This window comes from Blautia aquisgranensis, assembly GCF_040096615.1.
Classification (GTDB): domain Bacteria; phylum Bacillota; class Clostridia; order Lachnospirales; family Lachnospiraceae; genus Blautia_A; species Blautia_A aquisgranensis.
Genome location: NZ_JBBMEJ010000012.1, coordinates 108,712 through 125,851 on the forward strand (window position 1 = coordinate 108,712; position 17,140 = coordinate 125,851).

The window sequence follows — 17,140 nt, forward strand, 5'->3', positions numbered from 1 at the left end:
TATTCAATGGTAAACTTGTGTGATATGATAAATGCAGATAAAACAAGACACTGTTACCAGGTGATCAGTAATCAGAAGAAGAGAGGTTTTCATATGTCATTAGGATGTAGAATCAGACGAAACTTTGAAAGACCGTCAAAAGAATTAGTAGAAGCATTCCGTGGTATTCCGGTAGCAAATATTGATGATAACTGTGGCAGAATCGCTGCTGTAGATTCCAGCATTTTTCCACTGAACCCGAAGGCAAGACTTCTGGGAACAGCTTTCACAGTAAACGCACCGGCAGGAGATAACCTTCTGTTCCACAAAGCTCTGGATATGGCTCAGCCAGGAGACGTTATCGTTCTTGCAAACAAAGGAAGCATGAGCAGAGCACTTTGCGGTGAGATTATGAGCAATTATGCGAAATCCAGAGGGATCGCAGGAATCATCATCGATGGATGTGTTCGCGACAGCTACACATTAAGCCAGATGGATTTCCCGGTATATGCAAAAGGCATCACACCGAACGGACCATACAAGAACGGTCCTGGAGAGATGAACTTCCCGGTATCCTTTGCAGGAATCGTAATCAATCCTGGTGACATCATCGTAGGAGATTCTGACGGACTTCTGGCAATCAGACCGGATGAGCATACAGCAGAGCTTGCAGAGATCGCAAGAAAATACCATGCAGGCGAGGAGAAACAGCTTGAGGGTATCCTGACACGTGGCGAGTGGCCGCGTCCATGGGTTGATGCAACTCTGGAAAAAGTCGGATTTGAATTTGTAGACTAACCGAATAAACTTATGAATGCAGGAAGGTCTGTCACCACACATGACGGGCCTTTTTGTCAATAAAGAACGGAGGTATACTTAAATGGATGTGAAGTTCCTGATCGCAGGAGACAGAGCAGTTTCCGTTGAGTTCGGCAGCGTGATCAGTCTTGAAGTCAATGCCAAGGTGCGTGCGCTGGACGAAAAATTAAAAGAATCTCCAATTGAAGGCATGATGGAGACCGTTCCTACTTACTGTGCTCTGATCGTGCATTATCGCCCGGAGGTTATCCGCTATGCCCAGCTTGTGGAAGAGCTGAAGAAGAGAATTGCAGATATGCATGAAACATCTACAAACAAGAAAAAAGTTGTAAAAGAGGTTCCTGTATATTATGGTGGCGAGACCGGTCCGGATCTTGAGTACTGTGCAGAGCTTGAAAATACCACTACGGAGGAAATCATCCGTAAGCATTCCGAGCATGAGTATTATGTATATATGCTTGGTTTTGCACCGGGACATCCGTACATGGCAAGATTTGAGGAGCCTTTCAGTTTTAAGAGAAGAACTTCTCCGAGAGTTAAGATTCCGGCAAGATCCATCGTGGTTCAGCTGGGACTGTCTGATTTTATTCCTTTTGAGCAGCCATGCGGATGGAATATCATCGGAAGTACACCTCTTGATATCTGTAATTTTGCAAAGGAAGATCCGTTCCTTGTGCGTGCAGGTGACTGGGTAAAACATGTTCCTGTTACGAAGAGTGAATATGAGCAGATTCGAAGAGACGTGGAAAACGGTACCTATAAAGTGAAAACCTATACACCACAGGATAACGGTTGAGAACGGAGGTCATGATATGGGAATTACAGTTGAAAACGGAGGAATCCTGACCACCGTTCAGGATGAGGGAAGATTCGGAAATCAGGCATTTGGTGTTTCTACATCCGGTGCCATGGATCCGCGTGCTTTCCACATTGCCAATCTTCTGGTTGGTAACAAAAAGACTGAAGGTGCGCTGGAGATGACTTTTATCGGACCAACGCTTACCTTTACCAGTGACAATATCATCGCAGTGACAGGCGGAGACCTGACACCGATGCTGGACGGACAGCCTTTCCCAATGTATAAGGCAGTCCTTGTAAAAAAAGGCCAGAAGCTGATGTTTGCAGGTGCCAGAAACGGCAGCCGCGGATATATCGCTTTTGCAGGCGGCCTGGATATTCCGCTTGTGATGGGGAGCAAGTCTACACTGCTTCGTAACCATATCGGCGGTGTTGAGGGAAGAAAGCTGGAAAAGGGCGACAGTATCGAGTTTGTTGCTCCGAAGACAGAGCTTCCGAATATGGAGCTTCGTCAGGTTCCGGCAGAGGTATATCCTTCTGATGAGGTTGTTCTTCGTGTGGTTCTGGGACCGCAGGAGAATGAGTTTACGGAAGAGGGTGTCCGTAAATTTTTCTGGTACAGTGGTACGATCACAAACGAGTTTGACCGTATGGGCTGCCGAATTGAGAGAGAGCCGGTAGAGCATGCCGGTGACGGTAATATCAATACGGATGGTATTTCCATGGGATCGATTCAGGTTCCATTAAACGGACAGCCGATCATTATGCTGGCTGACCGCCAGAGTACAGGTGGTTATCCGAAGATCGGTACGGTGATCACCGTGGATTTTGCGAAGATCGCACAGGCGCGTCCTGGACAGAAGATCCGTTTTATCGAGGTAAGTCTGGATCTTGCACAGGATCTGTATATCCGTGAGCTGAATGATATGAAGGCGCTGGATGAAAAGTTAAATTCAGATTGCTGATCAATCTGAATTAAATAAATCATACATACCACAAAAATTTTTTTAAAGAAAGGTGAGTACGAATATGAAGATTGTTGTATTGGATGGCTACACAGAGAACCCTGGAGATTTAAGCTGGGACGCATTAAAAGAGCTTGGAGATGTTACTGTTTATGACAGAACTTCCTATGAGGAGTCTCCGCTGATCGCTGATCGTATCGGTGATGCTGAGATCGTTATCATCAACAAGACTCCGATTTCCAAAGAGACGATCGACAAGTGCCCGAACATGAAGCTGATCGCTGTTCTGGCTACTGGTTATAATGTTGTTGATTACAACTATGCAAAAGAGAAAAATATCCCGGTTGTGAATGTTCCTACTTATGGTACTCAGATCGTTGGTCAGTATGCTCTTGGCCTTCTTCTTGAGATCTGTTCTCACTATGGTCATCATGATGAGACTGTTAAGGCTGGTAAATGGGAGAACAATGATGACTGGTGCTACTGGGATTATCCGATGATCGAGCTTTATGGAAAGACTGCTGGTATCATTGGCCTTGGAAGAATCGGACAGGCTACAGCGAAGCTTCTGAATGCTCTTGATATGAAGGTTCTTGCTTATGATGCTTACCAGAGTGAGGCTGGTGCAAAGCTTGCTGAGTATGTTTCCCTTGATGAGCTGTTTGCACAGTCTGATGTGATTTTCCTTCACTGCCCGCTTTTCCCGGAGACAGAAGGTATGATCAACAAAGAGAATATTGCAAAGATGAAAGATGGCGTTATCCTTATCAACAACAGCCGTGGACAGCTGGTAGTAGAGCAGGATCTTGCAGATGCGCTTAACAGCGGCAAAGTTTATGCAGCGGGACTTGACGTTGTATCCACAGAGCCTATCAAAGGAGACAACCCACTCCTCAAAGCCAAGAACTGCATCATCACCCCACATATCTCCTGGGCTGCTCAGGCTTCCAGACAGAGAATCATGGATATTACAGTTGATAATATCAAGGCATTCCTTGATGGAAACACTGTAAATCAAGTTAATAAATAAGAATTATATTTTTCCTATGTAATGTATAAAAAGGCAGCCACTTCTCCGAAAGCAGCTGCCTTTTTGCTCTAGGGTGACGAACGTACGCTTACATCCTGTCCTGTAAAAGAAGTATAAAGAGCGACGAATCGGCATAGCGTCCCGCTTTCAATACCGAAGCATACAGGTACAAGTTAATAAATGTTCACTCGGACAATCAGGCACTCGAAGAAAGAGGCCTAGGGGTGTGCAGAGGGGCGCGGCCTTGTGCCCCTTTGCGGTTTCCTTTTTTTACGCAAAAAAAGGTTCTCACACCTGACAAGGTGTAAGAACCAAAATTTAATGGATGGAGAAGGATTCGAACCTTCGAAGGCGGTGCCAACAGATTTACAGTCTGCCCCCTTTGGCCACTCGGGAATCCATCCGTGAACAACAAGTGTATTATATATAACTTCTTCCTTAAATGCAAGCTTTTTTTTCGAAAAAAACACAAAAAAATAAAAAATCTTACAACTCCGCCACTTTTTGGTAAAGTACTGGACTTACCAATAAAAATCTGCTATTATGAGTACGGTTGGATATAAAGGACACGATTTTTTCGTATCCTAAAACAGGTTAGGAGGATTTTATCATGTTAGTAAACGCAACAGAAATGCTGAAAAAAGCAAAAGCAGGCCATTATGCAGTTGGTCAGTTCAACATCAACAACCTTGAGTGGACAAAAGCTATCCTTCAGACAGCTCAGGAGCTCAACTCTCCTGTAATCCTTGGTGTTTCCGAGGGTGCCGGTAAATACATGACAGGTTATAAGACTGTTGTAGGTATGGTTAACGGTATGATGGAAGAGCTGAACATCACTGTTCCGGTTGCTCTTCATCTTGACCACGGCAGCTATGATGGATGCCTGAAATGTGTTGAGGCTGGTTTCTCTTCCATTATGTTCGACGGATCTCATTATCCGATCGATGAGAACGTAGCTAAGACTAAAGAGCTGGTTAAGATCGTTGCTGAGCACAACATGTCTCTTGAGGCAGAGGTTGGTTCCATCGGTGGCGAGGAAGATGGTGTTGTTGGTATGGGCGAGTGCGCTGATCCTGAGGAGTGCAAGAGAGTTGCAGATCTCGGAATCAACTTCCTTGCAGCTGGTATCGGTAACATTCACGGAAAATATCCGGCTAACTGGCAGGGCTTAAGCTTTGAGACTCTGGATGCTATTCAGAAACTGACAGGAGATATGCCGCTTGTTCTTCACGGTGGTACAGGTATCCCGGCAGACATGATCAAGAAAGCGATCAGCCTTGGCGTTTCCAAGATCAATGTAAATACAGAGTGCCAGCTTGCATTTGCTGAAGCTACACGTAAATACATTGAAGAGGGTAAAGATCAGCAGGGTAAAGGATATGACCCACGTAAGCTTCTTGCACCTGGAGCAGAGGCGATCAAAGCTACTGTTAAAGAGAAGATGGAGCTTTTCGGATCTGTCAATAAAGCATGATGAATCGAAAATAATATATGGCGGCAGCCGGAATGGGGAGACCTGTTCCGGCTGCTGTTTTTGTATGTAAAAAAATAAATATCACATTTTTCATCATATAAAAAAATCAACATGTTTCTTGATTTTTTTATATCGTGAAAAAATCCTCTCCGATTTACAATAATATCAAGTTAAGGAACAGGACAACAACTTAGAAAAGGAGAGGTAAATATTATGAGAATGAAAAAAGCAACAGCATTTGGTCTTGCAGCTTTAATGGCAGCTACCATGATCCCGGCAGTTCCGGCTATGGCAAAAGGGGATGACAGTGAAGGCTCTGTTTATTATCTGAATTTTAAACCGGAGCAGGCAGATCAGTGGTCAGATCTGGCAAAGAAATACACCGATGAGACTGGTGTACCGGTTACTGTTGTTACAGCAGCTTCCGGAACTTATGAGTCTACTCTGAAATCAGAGATGGCCAAAGATGAGGTTCCGACATTATTCCAGGTTAACGGACCGGTTGGACTTGCATCCTGGAAGGATTATTGCTATGACCTGAAAGACAGTGATGTTTATAAAAATGTGGAGAGTGACGATTTCGTACTGAAGGATGACAGCGGTGCAGTTGACGGTATCGCCTATGTAATTGAAACATATGGAATTATTTACAACAAAGCGCTTCTTAAGAAATACTGTGAGATGGATGGCGCTGTGATCAAGTCTGCAGATGAGATCAACAATTTTGAGACATTAAAGAAGGTTGCAGATGATATCCAGGCTAAGAAAGATGACCTTGGAGTTGACGGTGCATTTACTTCCGCAGGCTTTGATTCTTCCAGTGACTGGCGCTTCAAGACACACCTTGCAAACCTTCCAATCTATTATGAGTACAAAGAAGACGGAATCACATCCACAGATGCGATCAAAGGAACATATCTTGATAATTTCAAGAACCTGTTTGACCTTTATATCACAGATTCTACCTGTGAGCCAAGCCTTCTTTCCAGCAAGACTATCGATGATGCAAATGCTGAATTTGGTCTTGGAGAGGCTGTGTTCTATCAGAATGGAACTTGGGCTTATGATAACATCAAAGATAACGAAGTAGCAGATGAGGATATGGGAATGCTTCCAATCTACATTGGTGTTGATGGTGAAGAGGACCAAGGACTTTGCACAGGCAGTGAGAACTACTGGTGCGTAAATAAAAAAGCAGATGAGAAGGATATCCAGGCAACTCTTGATTTCCTCAGCTGGGTTATCACAAGTGATGAAGGAAGAGAATCTATAAGCCAGGAAATGGGATTTACAACACCATTCAAGACCTTTGATGAGAATTATGAGTCTGCAAATCCGCTTGTAAAAGCAGCCGACGAATATGTAAAAGCTGGTAAAACTCCGGTTTCATGGAACTTTACAACCATGCCTTCTGAAGAGTGGAAAAACCAGGTCGGCAGTGCAATGCTTGAGTATGCACAGGGTACCGGCGAGTGGGATGCTGTGAAAACTGCATTTGTTGACGGATGGGCAAAAGAGTACAAAGCAGCAAATGAAGGCTGATAAGGTATAACTGAAACGTGATCACGAAGGGGTGGGCGGTTTCCGCCTGCCTCTTTCAATGAAGGGAGGATGCGTAAAGTAGGGAAGGATGCATCCTCAGGAGAAAGGAAGAGAAAACATGCAGAATAAGATGATGAAAAAGTATTTTCCGGTTTTTGTCCTGCCTACCCTGCTGGCATTTACCATTGGATTTATCGTTCCCTTTATCATGGGCGTATATCTTTCCTTCTGTAAATTTACCACAGTAACGGATGCAAAATTCGTGGGATTACAGAACTATGTGAAGATTTTTACTGAGGATGGAACCTTTGGACATGCATTATGGTACACCACCGCATTTACGGTTGTATCAGTAATTCTGATCAATGTGATCGGTTTTGCAGTTGCATTGCTTCTGACCAAGAAGATCAAAGGAACCAATATATTCCGTACTGTATTTTTTATGCCAAACCTGATCGGTGGAATCATCCTTGGTTATGTATGGCAGCTTCTGTTAAACGGTCTGCTTCTTCAGATCAATAAAACACTTACATATTCTTCTGTTTACGGATTCTGGGGTCTTGTGATCCTGATGTGCTGGCAGCAGATCGGATATATGATGATCATTTACATTGCAGGTATCCAGAATATCCCGGGTGAACTGATCGAGGCTGCACAGATCGATGGTGCGAACAAAGGACAGCTTCTGAAGCATGTGATCATTCCTATGGTCATGCCGTCCATCACCATCTGTACTTTCCTGACACTTACCAACTCCTTCAAGCTTTTTGACCAGAACCTTGCTCTTACAAATGGTGAGCCTTCCAACATGTCAGAAATGCTCGCACTGAACATTTACAATACCTTCTATGGACGTACCGGATGGGAAGGCGTAGGACAGGCGAAAGCCGTAATCTTCTTTATCCTGGTTGGAGCAATTGCCATGATCCAGAATCGTCTCACAAGAAGTAAGGAGGTACAGCAGTAATGAATAAAAAAGTAAAATTCAGCGGTCTGTGGACTGCGATCCTGAGTGTGGTATCTGTTGCTTATATTTTCCCAATTCTTCTGGTTTTGATCAATTCTTTTAAGAAAAAAGCATACATCAGCCGTTATCCCTTTGCAATCCCAACGGATAAAATGTTCGTAGGTCTGGAAAACTATGTAAATGGTCTTACAAAAACCGGATTTTTCCAGGCATTTGGATGGACATTATTTATCACAGTATTTTCTGTTGCGGTAATTCTGCTTTGTACCTCCATGTGTGCCTGGTACATCAACCGTGTTACCAACACGCTGACAAAAACCATGTACATGCTGTGCCTGTTTTCCATGGTCGTACCATTCCAGATGGTAATGTTTACTCTTTCCAAGATCGCAAACATCCTGAAACTGAATACTCCGTGGGGACTGATCATCATTTATCTTGGATATGGAGCAGGACTTGCGGTATTTATGTTCAGCGGTTTTGTAAAATCCATTCCGATCGAGATCGAGGAAGCTGCCATGATCGATGGCTGTACTCCGATCCAGACATTTTTTAAAGTAGTTCTTCCGGTTATGAAACCGACCTGTGTAACAGTAGCAATCCTGGAAACCATGTGGATCTGGAACGATTACCTTCTTCCATATCTGGTACTTGATATCAAGAAGTACAAAACAATCTCCATTGCGATCCAGTATCTGAAGGGTGGCTATGGTACGATTGATATGGGAGCTATGATGGGAGTTCTTGTCCTTTCTATTATTCCTATCATCGCATTCTATCTTGCATGCCAGAAATATATTATCGAAGGTGTGGTTGCAGGAGCTGTTAAGGGCTGACAAATCAACTGAATAATGGTAAAATGAAAGAAAAACGGCCTGATCTGCGTGTCTTTACGTGGATCAGGCCATATTTGGCGAGGTGGGGAATGTACAGAGTTTTGGTGGTAGATGATGAAAAACTGGAACGAGAGGGAATCAGATTTCTGCTGTCTATGGAAGAAGGTGAGTGGGAGATTTATGAGGCTGCCAATGGAAAGCTGGCGTTAAATGAGCTGCGTAGCCATAAGATCGATCTGATGCTGACAGATATCAAAATGCCGCATATGGATGGGCTGGAGCTTTCCAAAAAAGCAAGAGAAGAGTATCCGGGGCTGGAGATCATCATTTTCAGTGGATATGGAGATTTTTCGTTTGCACAGGAAGCGATACGTTATGGTGTGACAGATTATGTACTTAAGCCTGTTGATCCGGATCGTTTTCATGAGACGATTCAGAAAATACAGGCAGAGATTACATCCCGGAAGGACAAAGAACAGCAGTCGATGAAAGAAAAAAGTTTTCTGCAGCAATATTTTCTTCTGAGCTTTATCTATTCAGGAGACCAGGAACGGCTGAAGGAAGCAGAGGGGATCGTGGATCTGGCAATGTGGAAGGAATGGCACTGCGCGATCCTTATTGAATCAGATGAAGCTTTTTTTGAGTCTGCGAATGATGAGGTTCCGGAGGAAATCATGGAAGAGCTGCGTAGATCGTTTTTTTACCTGAATCTGAACGGACGCCAGTCATTGCTTCTTTTCAAAGATGTATACTGCGATTATGTACTTGTGGCAAAAAATGTCTACACTCTTCTGAAAAGACTGCATCCTGTGAGGTTTCACCTGGCAGTAAGCAGACGTTTTGACGGATATCAGGAGCTTCCGGATATTATGGAGCGGCTGGAACAGCAGATGGAAGAGAAATTCTATCATCCGGATATCCATGTTTACACCAGTGAAGAAGATGAGGAAAAAAATACCCGGGAAGAAGAGCAGGATTCCAGACTCATGGAAAAAATCTCAGAAGATATTTCCAGAAAAGATGTGAAGCAGCTGTGGAGCCACTTCCGCAGTCTGGCATCCAAATATCAGTCCAATACCCAGTTTTCTGCCATGTATGTGAAATTTGTTTTTTCCAATGTGATAAGGGAGTTGTTCCAGGAGAATCGTTTTGCGGGAGAGCACAGGCTGGATCTGGAAGTGGATCATCTGTATAGCTGTTCTACCATTCAGGAGATCATTGAGGTTACGGAGAAAAATATCCACCAGTACGAAGAGTTCCTGGATCGTTCCATGAGCGAATCCAGAGATGAGGTGGCAGCAGTTAAGAACTATATTTACAACCATTATGCAGAGGATCTGAACCTTGAAACACTGGCAGAAAAAGTCTATCTTTCTTCCGGCTATTTAAGCTTTATTTTTAAGAAGGAGACAGGAATGAATCTGAACCGTTTTATCCGTGTATTCCGCATGAAAAAAGCAAAAGAGCTTCTGTGTACAACAAACATGAAAGTAGCTATGGTCAGCGAAAAGGTAGGTTTTACCAATTCGTCATACTTCTGCCGCAGTTTCCGGGAATATTACGGAAGCAGCCCGGAGTCCTACAGAAAGGGAAACAGTGAGGATGAAGAAGCTTCTGATGAAGTATAAAAATATGAAATACCGGTACAAACTAACGCTTCTTCTTGTTGTGGCCAGCCTTGTTCCGATGACAGTTCTGGCTTTGTACAGCCACAGCCGTATGAGCAGTCTTGTGCGGGAAAATGAGATGGAAGATATGTATTCTATCCTGGAGCAGACAAGGGAGAATATTGACGGCCAGATGGAGATTTATGTGAGCCTTCTTAATTATCTCACCTATTCTCCGGAGATTCTGGAAGTGATCGAGAATAAGGATATGGACCGGTATACTGCTTATGAACAGTATACGGAGGTAGTAGATCCGCTTCTTACTGTGCCGAAATCCTATCACGATGCTATTCTTGGAATACAGCTTTTTGCAGAGAGCATTCCGGTACGCCATGAATATACGCTGGTTCCGCTGGATGAGATGTGCGGGGAATGGTGGAGCAGCAAACTGGACGGAAGTGTGATGGCGCAGTGGATCGTAGACCGTGACAATCGGCAGATCGCAGCTGTGCGTGAGATTTATAACGGAAAAAAACGTGACGCCGTTCTATGCATTACCCTTGATTATGAAAAAGTTTTCCGGCCTCTTGCCAATATTATTGAGAGAAATTCCGGCGGCATAGTGGTAGATAAGCAGAAAAATGTGGTTTATCACGGGGAAAATCTGGCTGCCAGCGATATTTCCGCGCAGAAAAGTACCGAAAAAATGCTGGACAGGCTCAGGGAGGAATATACTTATGTCAGCACCAGCGGCCACGAAACGAGATGGACTTATTATTTTTATAAGCCGCCTGCAGTGATCGAGAGCTCTGTCTCAAAACTTCTGATCAGTGAAATCCCGTTGATCGGCTTCTGTGTTGTGATCATTATTGTTCTGGGAATGACTTTTTCCAAATTGTTTACCAGAAATATTGAGCTGCTTACCAGAAATATGGAGCAGGTCAATCAGGGAAGTCGAGAGGTTACGGTTTACAGCGATTCACAGGACGAGGTGGGACAGCTGATACGGAGCTTCCATCATATGATGGATGAGATCAACCGGCTGATCGAAGAAGTTTATGAGAATAAGATCGCGCTCAAGGAATTTGAACTGAAAGCTCTGACTGCACAGATCAATCCTCATTTTTTGTATAATTCTCTTTCTATTATAAACTGGATGGCTATTAAAAGCAGGCAGAAGGAGATCAGCCGTGTAACGTTGGCTCTTTCTACTTTTTATCGGACTGCTCTGAGTAAAGGTGCTGATATGGTGACTGTGGAGAACTGCATCCGGAATATTGAGGCTTATCTGGAAATCCAGTTGATCATGCATGATAATGACTTTAAAGTGGAATGGAAGATCGATCAGGAGGTGCAGCAGGAACTGGTACCTAAGCTTATTTTGCAGCCGGTGGTTGAAAATGCGCTGGAACATGGTCTTGATGTAAAGGAAGAAGGGGAAAAAATCCTTCGGCTTTCGTTTTTTGCGGACGGCAGTGACGTGGTGATCCGGGTAGATGATAATGGAATGGGAATGGAGCAGGAGCAGGCCAAGAAACTGATCACCTACCAGGCTAAAGGTTATGGATTAAAGAATGTCAATGACCGTATGTGTATTTTATATGGAGAGGAATATGCCATTAGGATCTTAAGCCAGGTTGGGAAAGGAACCAGAGTTGAGATGAGAATTCCGGGAAAGGAGAAAAAAGATGAGAAGGCTTAAGCTGAAAACCGGAATGCTTCTGATACTAAGTGCAGTGCTTTTTCTTACAGGATGTACTTCCGGCGAGAAAAAAAGCCAGGATACAGACACGAGAACTAAGACGGCACAGAGGCAGAAAGCATGGAAGAAAGCTGAAACTTCTCCATGGGGAAAATATCCTGAGACAGTGACATACACCCTGGGTCAGATGAAGGGCACCGGCAATTCCAATCTACCGGAGGGGGAGACATATGAGAATAATGCCTATACCCGGTATCTGAAAAAAATCCTCAATGTACAGAATAAGAATATTTTCATGGAAAGTGAAGAGGGGTATGATGAGGCTTTGAATATTCTGGTAAAAGACCGGAATCTGCCGGATATTTTTCTGGTGTCGGACAGGGAAACATTGGAGGAACTGGTTGAAAATGATCTGATTGAAGATCTGACAGATGTATACAAAAGCTGTGCATCAGACAGGATCAGGGAGATGTATGAAGGCTATGGAGATGAGCTTCTGGAATCCGGGACTTTTGACGGGAAGCTTCTTGCACTTCCGGAAACTGCCATTGATCATGGTCCGCAGCTTCTGTGGCTCCGTCGTGACTGGATCGAACAGCTGGGCCTGACAGAACCGAAAACTCTGGAGGAGGCTTTTTCTGTGATACAGGCTTTTCAGGAAAATCGAATGGGTGCAGAGGATGGTGAGGAACCGGTCGGGCTTGTCTGTGATCCGGGGCTTGTAGGAACGATCAGCACCAGTTATTCCGTGGATTCCGTTTTCGAAAGCTTTGGTGCTTATCCACAGCAGTGGATCCGAGGAAAAGATGGTGAGATTGTTTACGGATCTCTGACTGAGGAGACGAAGACCGCTCTGGCTTATCTGAGGGAGCTTTACAAAAAAGGAATTCTGGATCCGGATTTTGCCCTGCGTGCTCAGAATAATATCCGGGATCTCGTGGTGAACGGAAAGTGCGGAGCTTTTTTCGGCCTTTGGTGGGCTCCGAATAATCCTTTGATGGATCAGTACCGTAAGGACAAAAATGCGGACTGGCAGCCTTATTATCTGCTTCTGGATACGAAGCGTACTACGGAGGTATATTCGACATTCCGTGATACGAAGTATGTGGTGGTCCGTAAGGGGTATGAACATCCGGAGATTGTAATGAAGATTTTAAGTGTTCTGTTTGATTATTCCAGGTATGAGGCTGAGGATGCGGATGAGATGAACAGTTATTTTGCGTTGAATGTGGATCCGACAGCCAGGCCGTTGATGATCAATGTGGATTATAATGAGGCGACTTATATGGTGACAAGGCATATCCGGGAGGCTCTTTATGGTTCTAAGGATTGTGAGGATCTCAGTGCAATAGAGCAGTCGTATTTTGATGCCTGCAAAAAATATCTCCAGACGGATTCTCCGTCTGTGGAGGAATGGGCTGCTTATAAGTCAAGAATCTCGGCAGTCGGGCTTCTGGTGGATGCGGATTACCATCCGCCTGCGAAAAGGTATATGGGAGATGGTGACAGTGAGATTCCGCAGACGTTGCAGCAGCTGGAGAAGAAGGTTTTTATCCAGATTATTATGGGGAAAAAGCCTGTGAGTTATTTTGATTCTTTTGTGAAAGAATGGTATCGTAAGGGTGGTGAGTCTCTTACGGAGCGTGTGCGAGGGGAAAATCTGTCTTTGGTAGAGTGATTCTGATTGAGAAAAACTTGACAATAAAGTTTTGAATATTTACAATGATAATTGAAATTAACTTTTTTAATGGAGGTAACGGGATGAAGCAGTGTATGGATGCGGATAACCTTCACAGAAGATTGAAAAAGATCATTGGTCAGGTTCAGGCTATTGACAGAATGGTTGATGAGGATATTCCCTGCGAGGATATTCTTTCTCAGATCAATGCGGCGAAATCAGCGCTGCATAAAGTTGGTCAGGTGGTTCTTGAGGGGCATATTCAGCATTGTGTGCGGGATGGGCTCGAGCATGGTGATGCGGATAAGACGATTGAGAATTTTACGAAGGCTGTGGAGCGGTTTGCTAATATGAAGTAAGGTTTTTTTGTGTAATTGTTATTTATAGAAGTGTGGTGAGTGGAAGGACGCTGCTTTTTTGGTGGCGTTCTTTCTTTTTGTATTAACGAACGGACGCCAGGGAGATGGAATCTGTCCGGCACAATATTCCATTTCAAATATCAAAGCATACAAATAAAAGTCAATTGTGTTACACGTCGAGGATGTAACGCTTATTTTAAACACAAGAAAAAATTGAAAAAATCACGAAATCGTGATAATATAAAAAATAAGTGATAAAAACAAAGTTGGATTGGGGGAAATATGGGAATTACATATAAAAAATTGTTCCATCTGTTGATTGATAAAGAAATGACAGTAACAGACGTAATAGAATTGGCAGGAATCAGTGGGAATATTTTTACTAGGATACGTAGAAATCAATACATTTCGTTGGAAAGCATTGAGAAAATATGCGGTGTACTAAATTGCAAAGTAGACGATATTTTGGAATTTGAAAAAGAACAAGTGGAGGAAACGAAATGAGTATGCAACAATTATCTTTAGATTTGAAAAATAATGATGAAACAGAATCAGTTTCGCAATTTGATTTTCAGAAGATTTTTTTAGACAAAATTAATTTTGAAGAGATTCATAATCATAATGCAATGGCTATATTAGGAAATTGCTTGGAAATTTTGAAAAAAATACAAGATAATTCCGTTCACCTGATTTTTGCAGATGCGCCGTATAATATTGGTAAAAATTTTGGTAATAACATTGATCATTGGGATACTGTTGAAATGTATATCGATTGGTGTAAAAAATGGATCGATGAATGTATGAGAATTTTAAAACCAGATGGAACGATGTATTTTATGACAGCAACACAGCATATGCCATATTTAGATATATATGCCACAGAAAAATACAATGTTTTATGTAGAATTGTGTGGGCATATGACAGCTCAGGAGTGCAATCAAAAAAAATGTTTGGATCTTTATATGAACCTATTTTGATGATTAACAAAAATACTAAGGCGAAATATACTTTTAATTATAAAGATATTATGGTAGAAGCAAAGACTGGTTCACAAAGAAAGCTCATAGATTATAGAAAAAATCCACCACAACCGTATAATACAAAAAAGGTTCCGGGAAATGTATGGGAATTTAACAGAGTACGATTTAAAATGAAAGAATACGAAAATCATCCAACTCAGAAACCAGAATCAATGCTTGAAAGGATTATTAAAGTGTCTTCTAATCCTGGTGATATTGTTTTGGATCCTTTTGCCGGCTCGTTTACAACAACAGCTGTTGCAGTCAGACTTGGAAGAATTGGTATAGGAATTGATATGAATGAGGAATATTACGAAATGGGAATTAGGAGAACGGGAATAGCCTCTGAATATAAAGGAAAAATACTGAAAAAAGAAAAGATAAGGAAAACGAAAGCCAGATCAAAATATGTCAGAGGAGAATAGATATGAAGATTATAGAAAATTTTGTGAAAGACATTTTGAAAGAAGAATATCCGATGGATTTTCAAAAAGTATATGATAATAGCCAGCTTTTGCAATATCTTGATAAAAAGATGAAAGCGGTTCATGGAAATTGTAAAACACGTAGAAGCCTTGCAAATATTTATGCAGTTTATTCTATTTTGCATTTTTATCAGGAAGACTTTTATCAGGATAAAAATGGATATAAAGTTTGATGGGTATGATTATATGCGGCTATTTACATATTATAGAAATTTATATGGAGGAGGCAAATTACAAAATCATGCTTTAAACTCTCGTGTAAATGGCGAATTTAGAAACAAATTTTCAAATTCTAAAAAAGATTTGATTATTGTTAATAATGGGAAATATTTAATACATATTGATTATATATATGCTGAAAATCATGATATAAGTAGGGTATGCTGTAAAATTATAGAAAAATATATAGAACTCCTCATGAAAAAAGATCATGAATTGCTAAAACTTCTTTCTGAAGTGCAAAAGATAACAGACTATGCAAAAAAGAAGATGAAAATAAAAGAGTTACTTACGGAAGATGCAGAAGCAAGAATTTTTGAAATTATTAGTTATGCTATTCTAAAGAATCATTATAAAAATATTACTGTTTATTTCGGGTATTCAAAAGATGAGGTTCGTGAAGTACAGTTGCAGCTATATAAAACAGGACGAACAAATGCAAACGATGGAGGAATTGATTTTGTGATGCGACCAATAGGACGCTTTTTTCAGGTGACAGAAGTAGGAAATTATGACAAGTATTTGTTAGATATAGACAAAGTATTACACTTTCCGATAACGTTTGTAATTAAAACTAAAAAATCACGAGAGGATGTTAGGGAAGAATTTGAAGAATATATTTCCGAAAAAACAGGTGGAATGACTATATTGGAAGAAAGATACAGAAGTGCGATAGAGGATGTGATTACAATTAATGAGCTTCAAAAATGGATAGATGAGTTGGATGATGAGGATATAGATGGAATAATCAGAGATATAGATGTGTATTACAAATTGGAAATGAATATGAATGCAGAAGATGATGAATGATATTGGGGAGTAAAAATATTATCTTGGTACATTGATTTATTTTTTTCGTTAACGAACGGACGCCAGGGAGATGGGGGAGGGACGGAAGCGGAAGCGGATTCGCGTCCTGTCCTGGGGTGTGAGTGGCGGCGCGTAGCGCCGCGCTGCGTTAATGAAGCTGATGGGTTATATTAAATATTAAAGCAGACAGAAGATAGTTGACAAAGAGTTACATATTGAATAGAGAAGCATACAGGGATTAGCTAGGCAGAGAGCTACATATCGAATAGAGAAGCATACAGAGATTAGTTCGGCAGAGAGCTACACATAGGAATAGGGAAGCATACAGAAATTAGTCCGGCAGAGAGTTGCACGTTGAATAGAGAAGTATACAGGAACCAGCTCGGCACAACGTTCCACTCTAAGTACCGTAGCATACAGACAACAGTCAACTGCGTTACACATCGAAGATGTAACGCTAATTCCGTGCCCAAGAGGGTGGGGTTGCAGGGGAGGGCCTTCGGGCTTCGAAACTCTGAGATGGCCTTCCCCTGCGCTATCCACACGGAAAGTGTGACGTGCGTCAGCTTCACCAAGCTGAAGATAATATCATATTGTAGTAGAAATGCCGAAATTACTCATTCAAAATAAAAAAACAAAATAATCGAAAAAAATTGAATTTTATGGTTGACAAGCATAAAACCCTATGGTAATATAACTGAGCTGTCGCGAATAATTGTTTTTAAAAGACAAACAATTAAAAAGAATTTCAGAAAAATGAAATTCACAGTTGGCAAAAGACAGAAGATATGATAAAGTATCCAAGTCGTCAACGAAACGACAACGAAATCTCGATTCAAAAAAGTTTGAA

General features: G+C 42.0%; 16 protein-coding genes and 1 tRNA gene. 16 read left to right on the forward strand and 1 reads right to left on the reverse strand.

The features are described 5' to 3' along the window. Nucleotides 1-93 precede the first annotated feature (93 nt). From WMO28_RS10970 to WMO28_RS10985, 4 genes are all read left to right on the forward strand, one after another. Complete coding sequence (locus WMO28_RS10970) at nt 94-777, forward strand: RraA family protein (RefSeq protein ID WP_349057009.1); 684 nt, start codon at nt 94-96, stop codon at nt 775-777. An 82-nt stretch (nt 778-859) separates the two neighbouring features. Then, complete coding sequence (gene pxpB / locus WMO28_RS10975; RefSeq protein ID WP_349057010.1) at nt 860-1,594, forward strand: 5-oxoprolinase subunit PxpB; 735 nt, start codon at nt 860-862, stop codon at nt 1,592-1,594. A 16-nt stretch (nt 1,595-1,610) separates the two neighbouring features. After that, entirely contained in the window at nt 1,611-2,561 is a 951-nt protein-coding gene (locus tag WMO28_RS10980; protein WP_178642009.1) for a 5-oxoprolinase/urea amidolyase family protein, read from the forward strand. Between the two features lie 64 nt (nt 2,562-2,625). Beyond that, nucleotides 2,626-3,591 carry an NAD(P)-dependent oxidoreductase gene (locus WMO28_RS10985; RefSeq protein WP_178642011.1) on the forward strand — a complete coding sequence of 322 codons (966 nt, stop codon included), beginning with the start codon at nt 2,626-2,628 and terminating at the stop codon, nt 3,589-3,591. 322 nt (nt 3,592-3,913) lie between these two features. Here WMO28_RS10985 and WMO28_RS10990 read toward each other — a convergent pair. Further along, nucleotides 3,914-3,995: transfer RNA gene (locus WMO28_RS10990), tRNA-Tyr, on the reverse strand. Nucleotides 3,996-4,201: 206 nt separating this feature from the next. Here WMO28_RS10990 and fba point away from each other — a divergent pair. The 12 genes from fba (at nt 4,202) to WMO28_RS11050 (ending at nt 16,290) form a co-directional block, all read left to right on the forward strand. Continuing rightward, nucleotides 4,202-5,065: a class II fructose-1,6-bisphosphate aldolase gene (fba, locus tag WMO28_RS10995; protein WP_015527136.1), complete on the forward strand. Its 864-nt coding sequence runs from the start codon at nt 4,202-4,204 to the stop codon at nt 5,063-5,065. Nucleotides 5,066-5,278: 213 nt separating this feature from the next. Next, on the forward strand, nt 5,279-6,607 hold the full coding sequence (locus WMO28_RS11000; protein ID WP_147603320.1) for an ABC transporter substrate-binding protein: 1,329 nt from the start codon (nt 5,279-5,281) through the stop codon (nt 6,605-6,607). A gap of 118 nt (nt 6,608-6,725) precedes the next feature. Continuing rightward, nucleotides 6,726-7,574, forward strand: a complete 849-nt coding sequence (locus tag WMO28_RS11005; protein WP_242872600.1) for a carbohydrate ABC transporter permease — start codon at nt 6,726-6,728, stop codon at nt 7,572-7,574. Beyond that, nucleotides 7,574-8,410: a carbohydrate ABC transporter permease gene (locus tag WMO28_RS11010; RefSeq protein WP_021650827.1), complete on the forward strand. Its 837-nt coding sequence runs from the start codon at nt 7,574-7,576 to the stop codon at nt 8,408-8,410. The genes WMO28_RS11005 and WMO28_RS11010 overlap by 1 nt, the downstream gene beginning before the upstream one ends. 89 nt (nt 8,411-8,499) lie before the next feature. After that, nucleotides 8,500-10,038 carry a response regulator transcription factor gene (locus WMO28_RS11015; RefSeq protein WP_349057011.1) on the forward strand — a complete coding sequence of 513 codons (1,539 nt, stop codon included), beginning with the start codon at nt 8,500-8,502 and terminating at the stop codon, nt 10,036-10,038. Next, on the forward strand, nt 10,013-11,719 hold the full coding sequence (locus WMO28_RS11020; protein WP_119240835.1) for a sensor histidine kinase: 1,707 nt from the start codon (nt 10,013-10,015) through the stop codon (nt 11,717-11,719). Before WMO28_RS11015 ends, WMO28_RS11020 begins: the two co-directional genes overlap by 26 nt. After that, a complete protein-coding gene (locus WMO28_RS11025) occupies nt 11,706-13,397 on the forward strand; it encodes an extracellular solute-binding protein (protein ID WP_349057012.1) in 1,692 nt (563 codons plus the stop codon). The genes WMO28_RS11020 and WMO28_RS11025 overlap by 14 nt, the downstream gene beginning before the upstream one ends. Before the next feature lie 83 nt (nt 13,398-13,480). Then, nucleotides 13,481-13,756: a metal-sensing transcriptional repressor gene (locus WMO28_RS11030; RefSeq protein WP_178644519.1), complete on the forward strand. Its 276-nt coding sequence runs from the start codon at nt 13,481-13,483 to the stop codon at nt 13,754-13,756. Nucleotides 13,757-14,038: 282 nt separating this feature from the next. Then, a complete protein-coding gene (locus tag WMO28_RS11035; protein ID WP_178642003.1) occupies nt 14,039-14,260 on the forward strand; it encodes a helix-turn-helix domain-containing protein in 222 nt (73 codons plus the stop codon). Beyond that, complete coding sequence (gene yhdJ, locus WMO28_RS11040) at nt 14,257-15,201, forward strand: adenine-specific DNA-methyltransferase (RefSeq protein ID WP_349057013.1); 945 nt, start codon at nt 14,257-14,259, stop codon at nt 15,199-15,201. The genes WMO28_RS11035 and yhdJ overlap by 4 nt, the downstream gene beginning before the upstream one ends. Nucleotides 15,202-15,203: 2 nt before the next feature. Further along, nucleotides 15,204-15,434, forward strand: a complete 231-nt coding sequence (locus tag WMO28_RS11045) for a hypothetical protein (RefSeq protein WP_349057014.1) — start codon at nt 15,204-15,206, stop codon at nt 15,432-15,434. Further along, nucleotides 15,418-16,290 carry a hypothetical protein gene (locus WMO28_RS11050; RefSeq protein ID WP_349057015.1) on the forward strand — a complete coding sequence of 291 codons (873 nt, stop codon included), beginning with the start codon at nt 15,418-15,420 and terminating at the stop codon, nt 16,288-16,290. Before WMO28_RS11045 ends, WMO28_RS11050 begins: the two co-directional genes overlap by 17 nt. Nucleotides 16,291-17,140 lie beyond the last annotated feature (850 nt).

What these genes read in the sequence shown, in the direction of transcription:
- WMO28_RS10970 (WP_349057009.1), top strand. Translation starts at nt 94, where the DNA reads ATGTCATTAGGATGTAGAATCAGACGAAACTTTGAAAGACCGTCAAAA.
- pxpB (WP_349057010.1), top strand. Translation starts at nt 860, where the DNA reads ATGGATGTGAAGTTCCTGATCGCAGGAGACAGAGCAGTTTCCGTTGAG.
- WMO28_RS10980 (WP_178642009.1), top strand. Translation starts at nt 1,611, where the DNA reads ATGGGAATTACAGTTGAAAACGGAGGAATCCTGACCACCGTTCAGGAT.
- WMO28_RS10985 (WP_178642011.1), top strand. Translation starts at nt 2,626, where the DNA reads ATGAAGATTGTTGTATTGGATGGCTACACAGAGAACCCTGGAGATTTA.
- fba (WP_015527136.1), top strand. Translation starts at nt 4,202, where the DNA reads ATGTTAGTAAACGCAACAGAAATGCTGAAAAAAGCAAAAGCAGGCCAT.
- WMO28_RS11000 (WP_147603320.1), top strand. Translation starts at nt 5,279, where the DNA reads ATGAGAATGAAAAAAGCAACAGCATTTGGTCTTGCAGCTTTAATGGCA.
- WMO28_RS11005 (WP_242872600.1), top strand. Translation starts at nt 6,726, where the DNA reads ATGCAGAATAAGATGATGAAAAAGTATTTTCCGGTTTTTGTCCTGCCT.
- WMO28_RS11010 (WP_021650827.1), top strand. Translation starts at nt 7,574, where the DNA reads ATGAATAAAAAAGTAAAATTCAGCGGTCTGTGGACTGCGATCCTGAGT.
- WMO28_RS11015 (WP_349057011.1), top strand. Translation starts at nt 8,500, where the DNA reads ATGTACAGAGTTTTGGTGGTAGATGATGAAAAACTGGAACGAGAGGGA.
- WMO28_RS11020 (WP_119240835.1), top strand. Translation starts at nt 10,013, where the DNA reads ATGAAGAAGCTTCTGATGAAGTATAAAAATATGAAATACCGGTACAAA.
- WMO28_RS11025 (WP_349057012.1), top strand. Translation starts at nt 11,706, where the DNA reads ATGAGAAGGCTTAAGCTGAAAACCGGAATGCTTCTGATACTAAGTGCA.
- WMO28_RS11030 (WP_178644519.1), top strand. Translation starts at nt 13,481, where the DNA reads ATGAAGCAGTGTATGGATGCGGATAACCTTCACAGAAGATTGAAAAAG.
- WMO28_RS11035 (WP_178642003.1), top strand. Translation starts at nt 14,039, where the DNA reads ATGGGAATTACATATAAAAAATTGTTCCATCTGTTGATTGATAAAGAA.
- yhdJ (WP_349057013.1), top strand. Translation starts at nt 14,257, where the DNA reads ATGAGTATGCAACAATTATCTTTAGATTTGAAAAATAATGATGAAACA.
- WMO28_RS11045 (WP_349057014.1), top strand. Translation starts at nt 15,204, where the DNA reads ATGAAGATTATAGAAAATTTTGTGAAAGACATTTTGAAAGAAGAATAT.
- WMO28_RS11050 (WP_349057015.1), top strand. Translation starts at nt 15,418, where the DNA reads ATGGATATAAAGTTTGATGGGTATGATTATATGCGGCTATTTACATAT.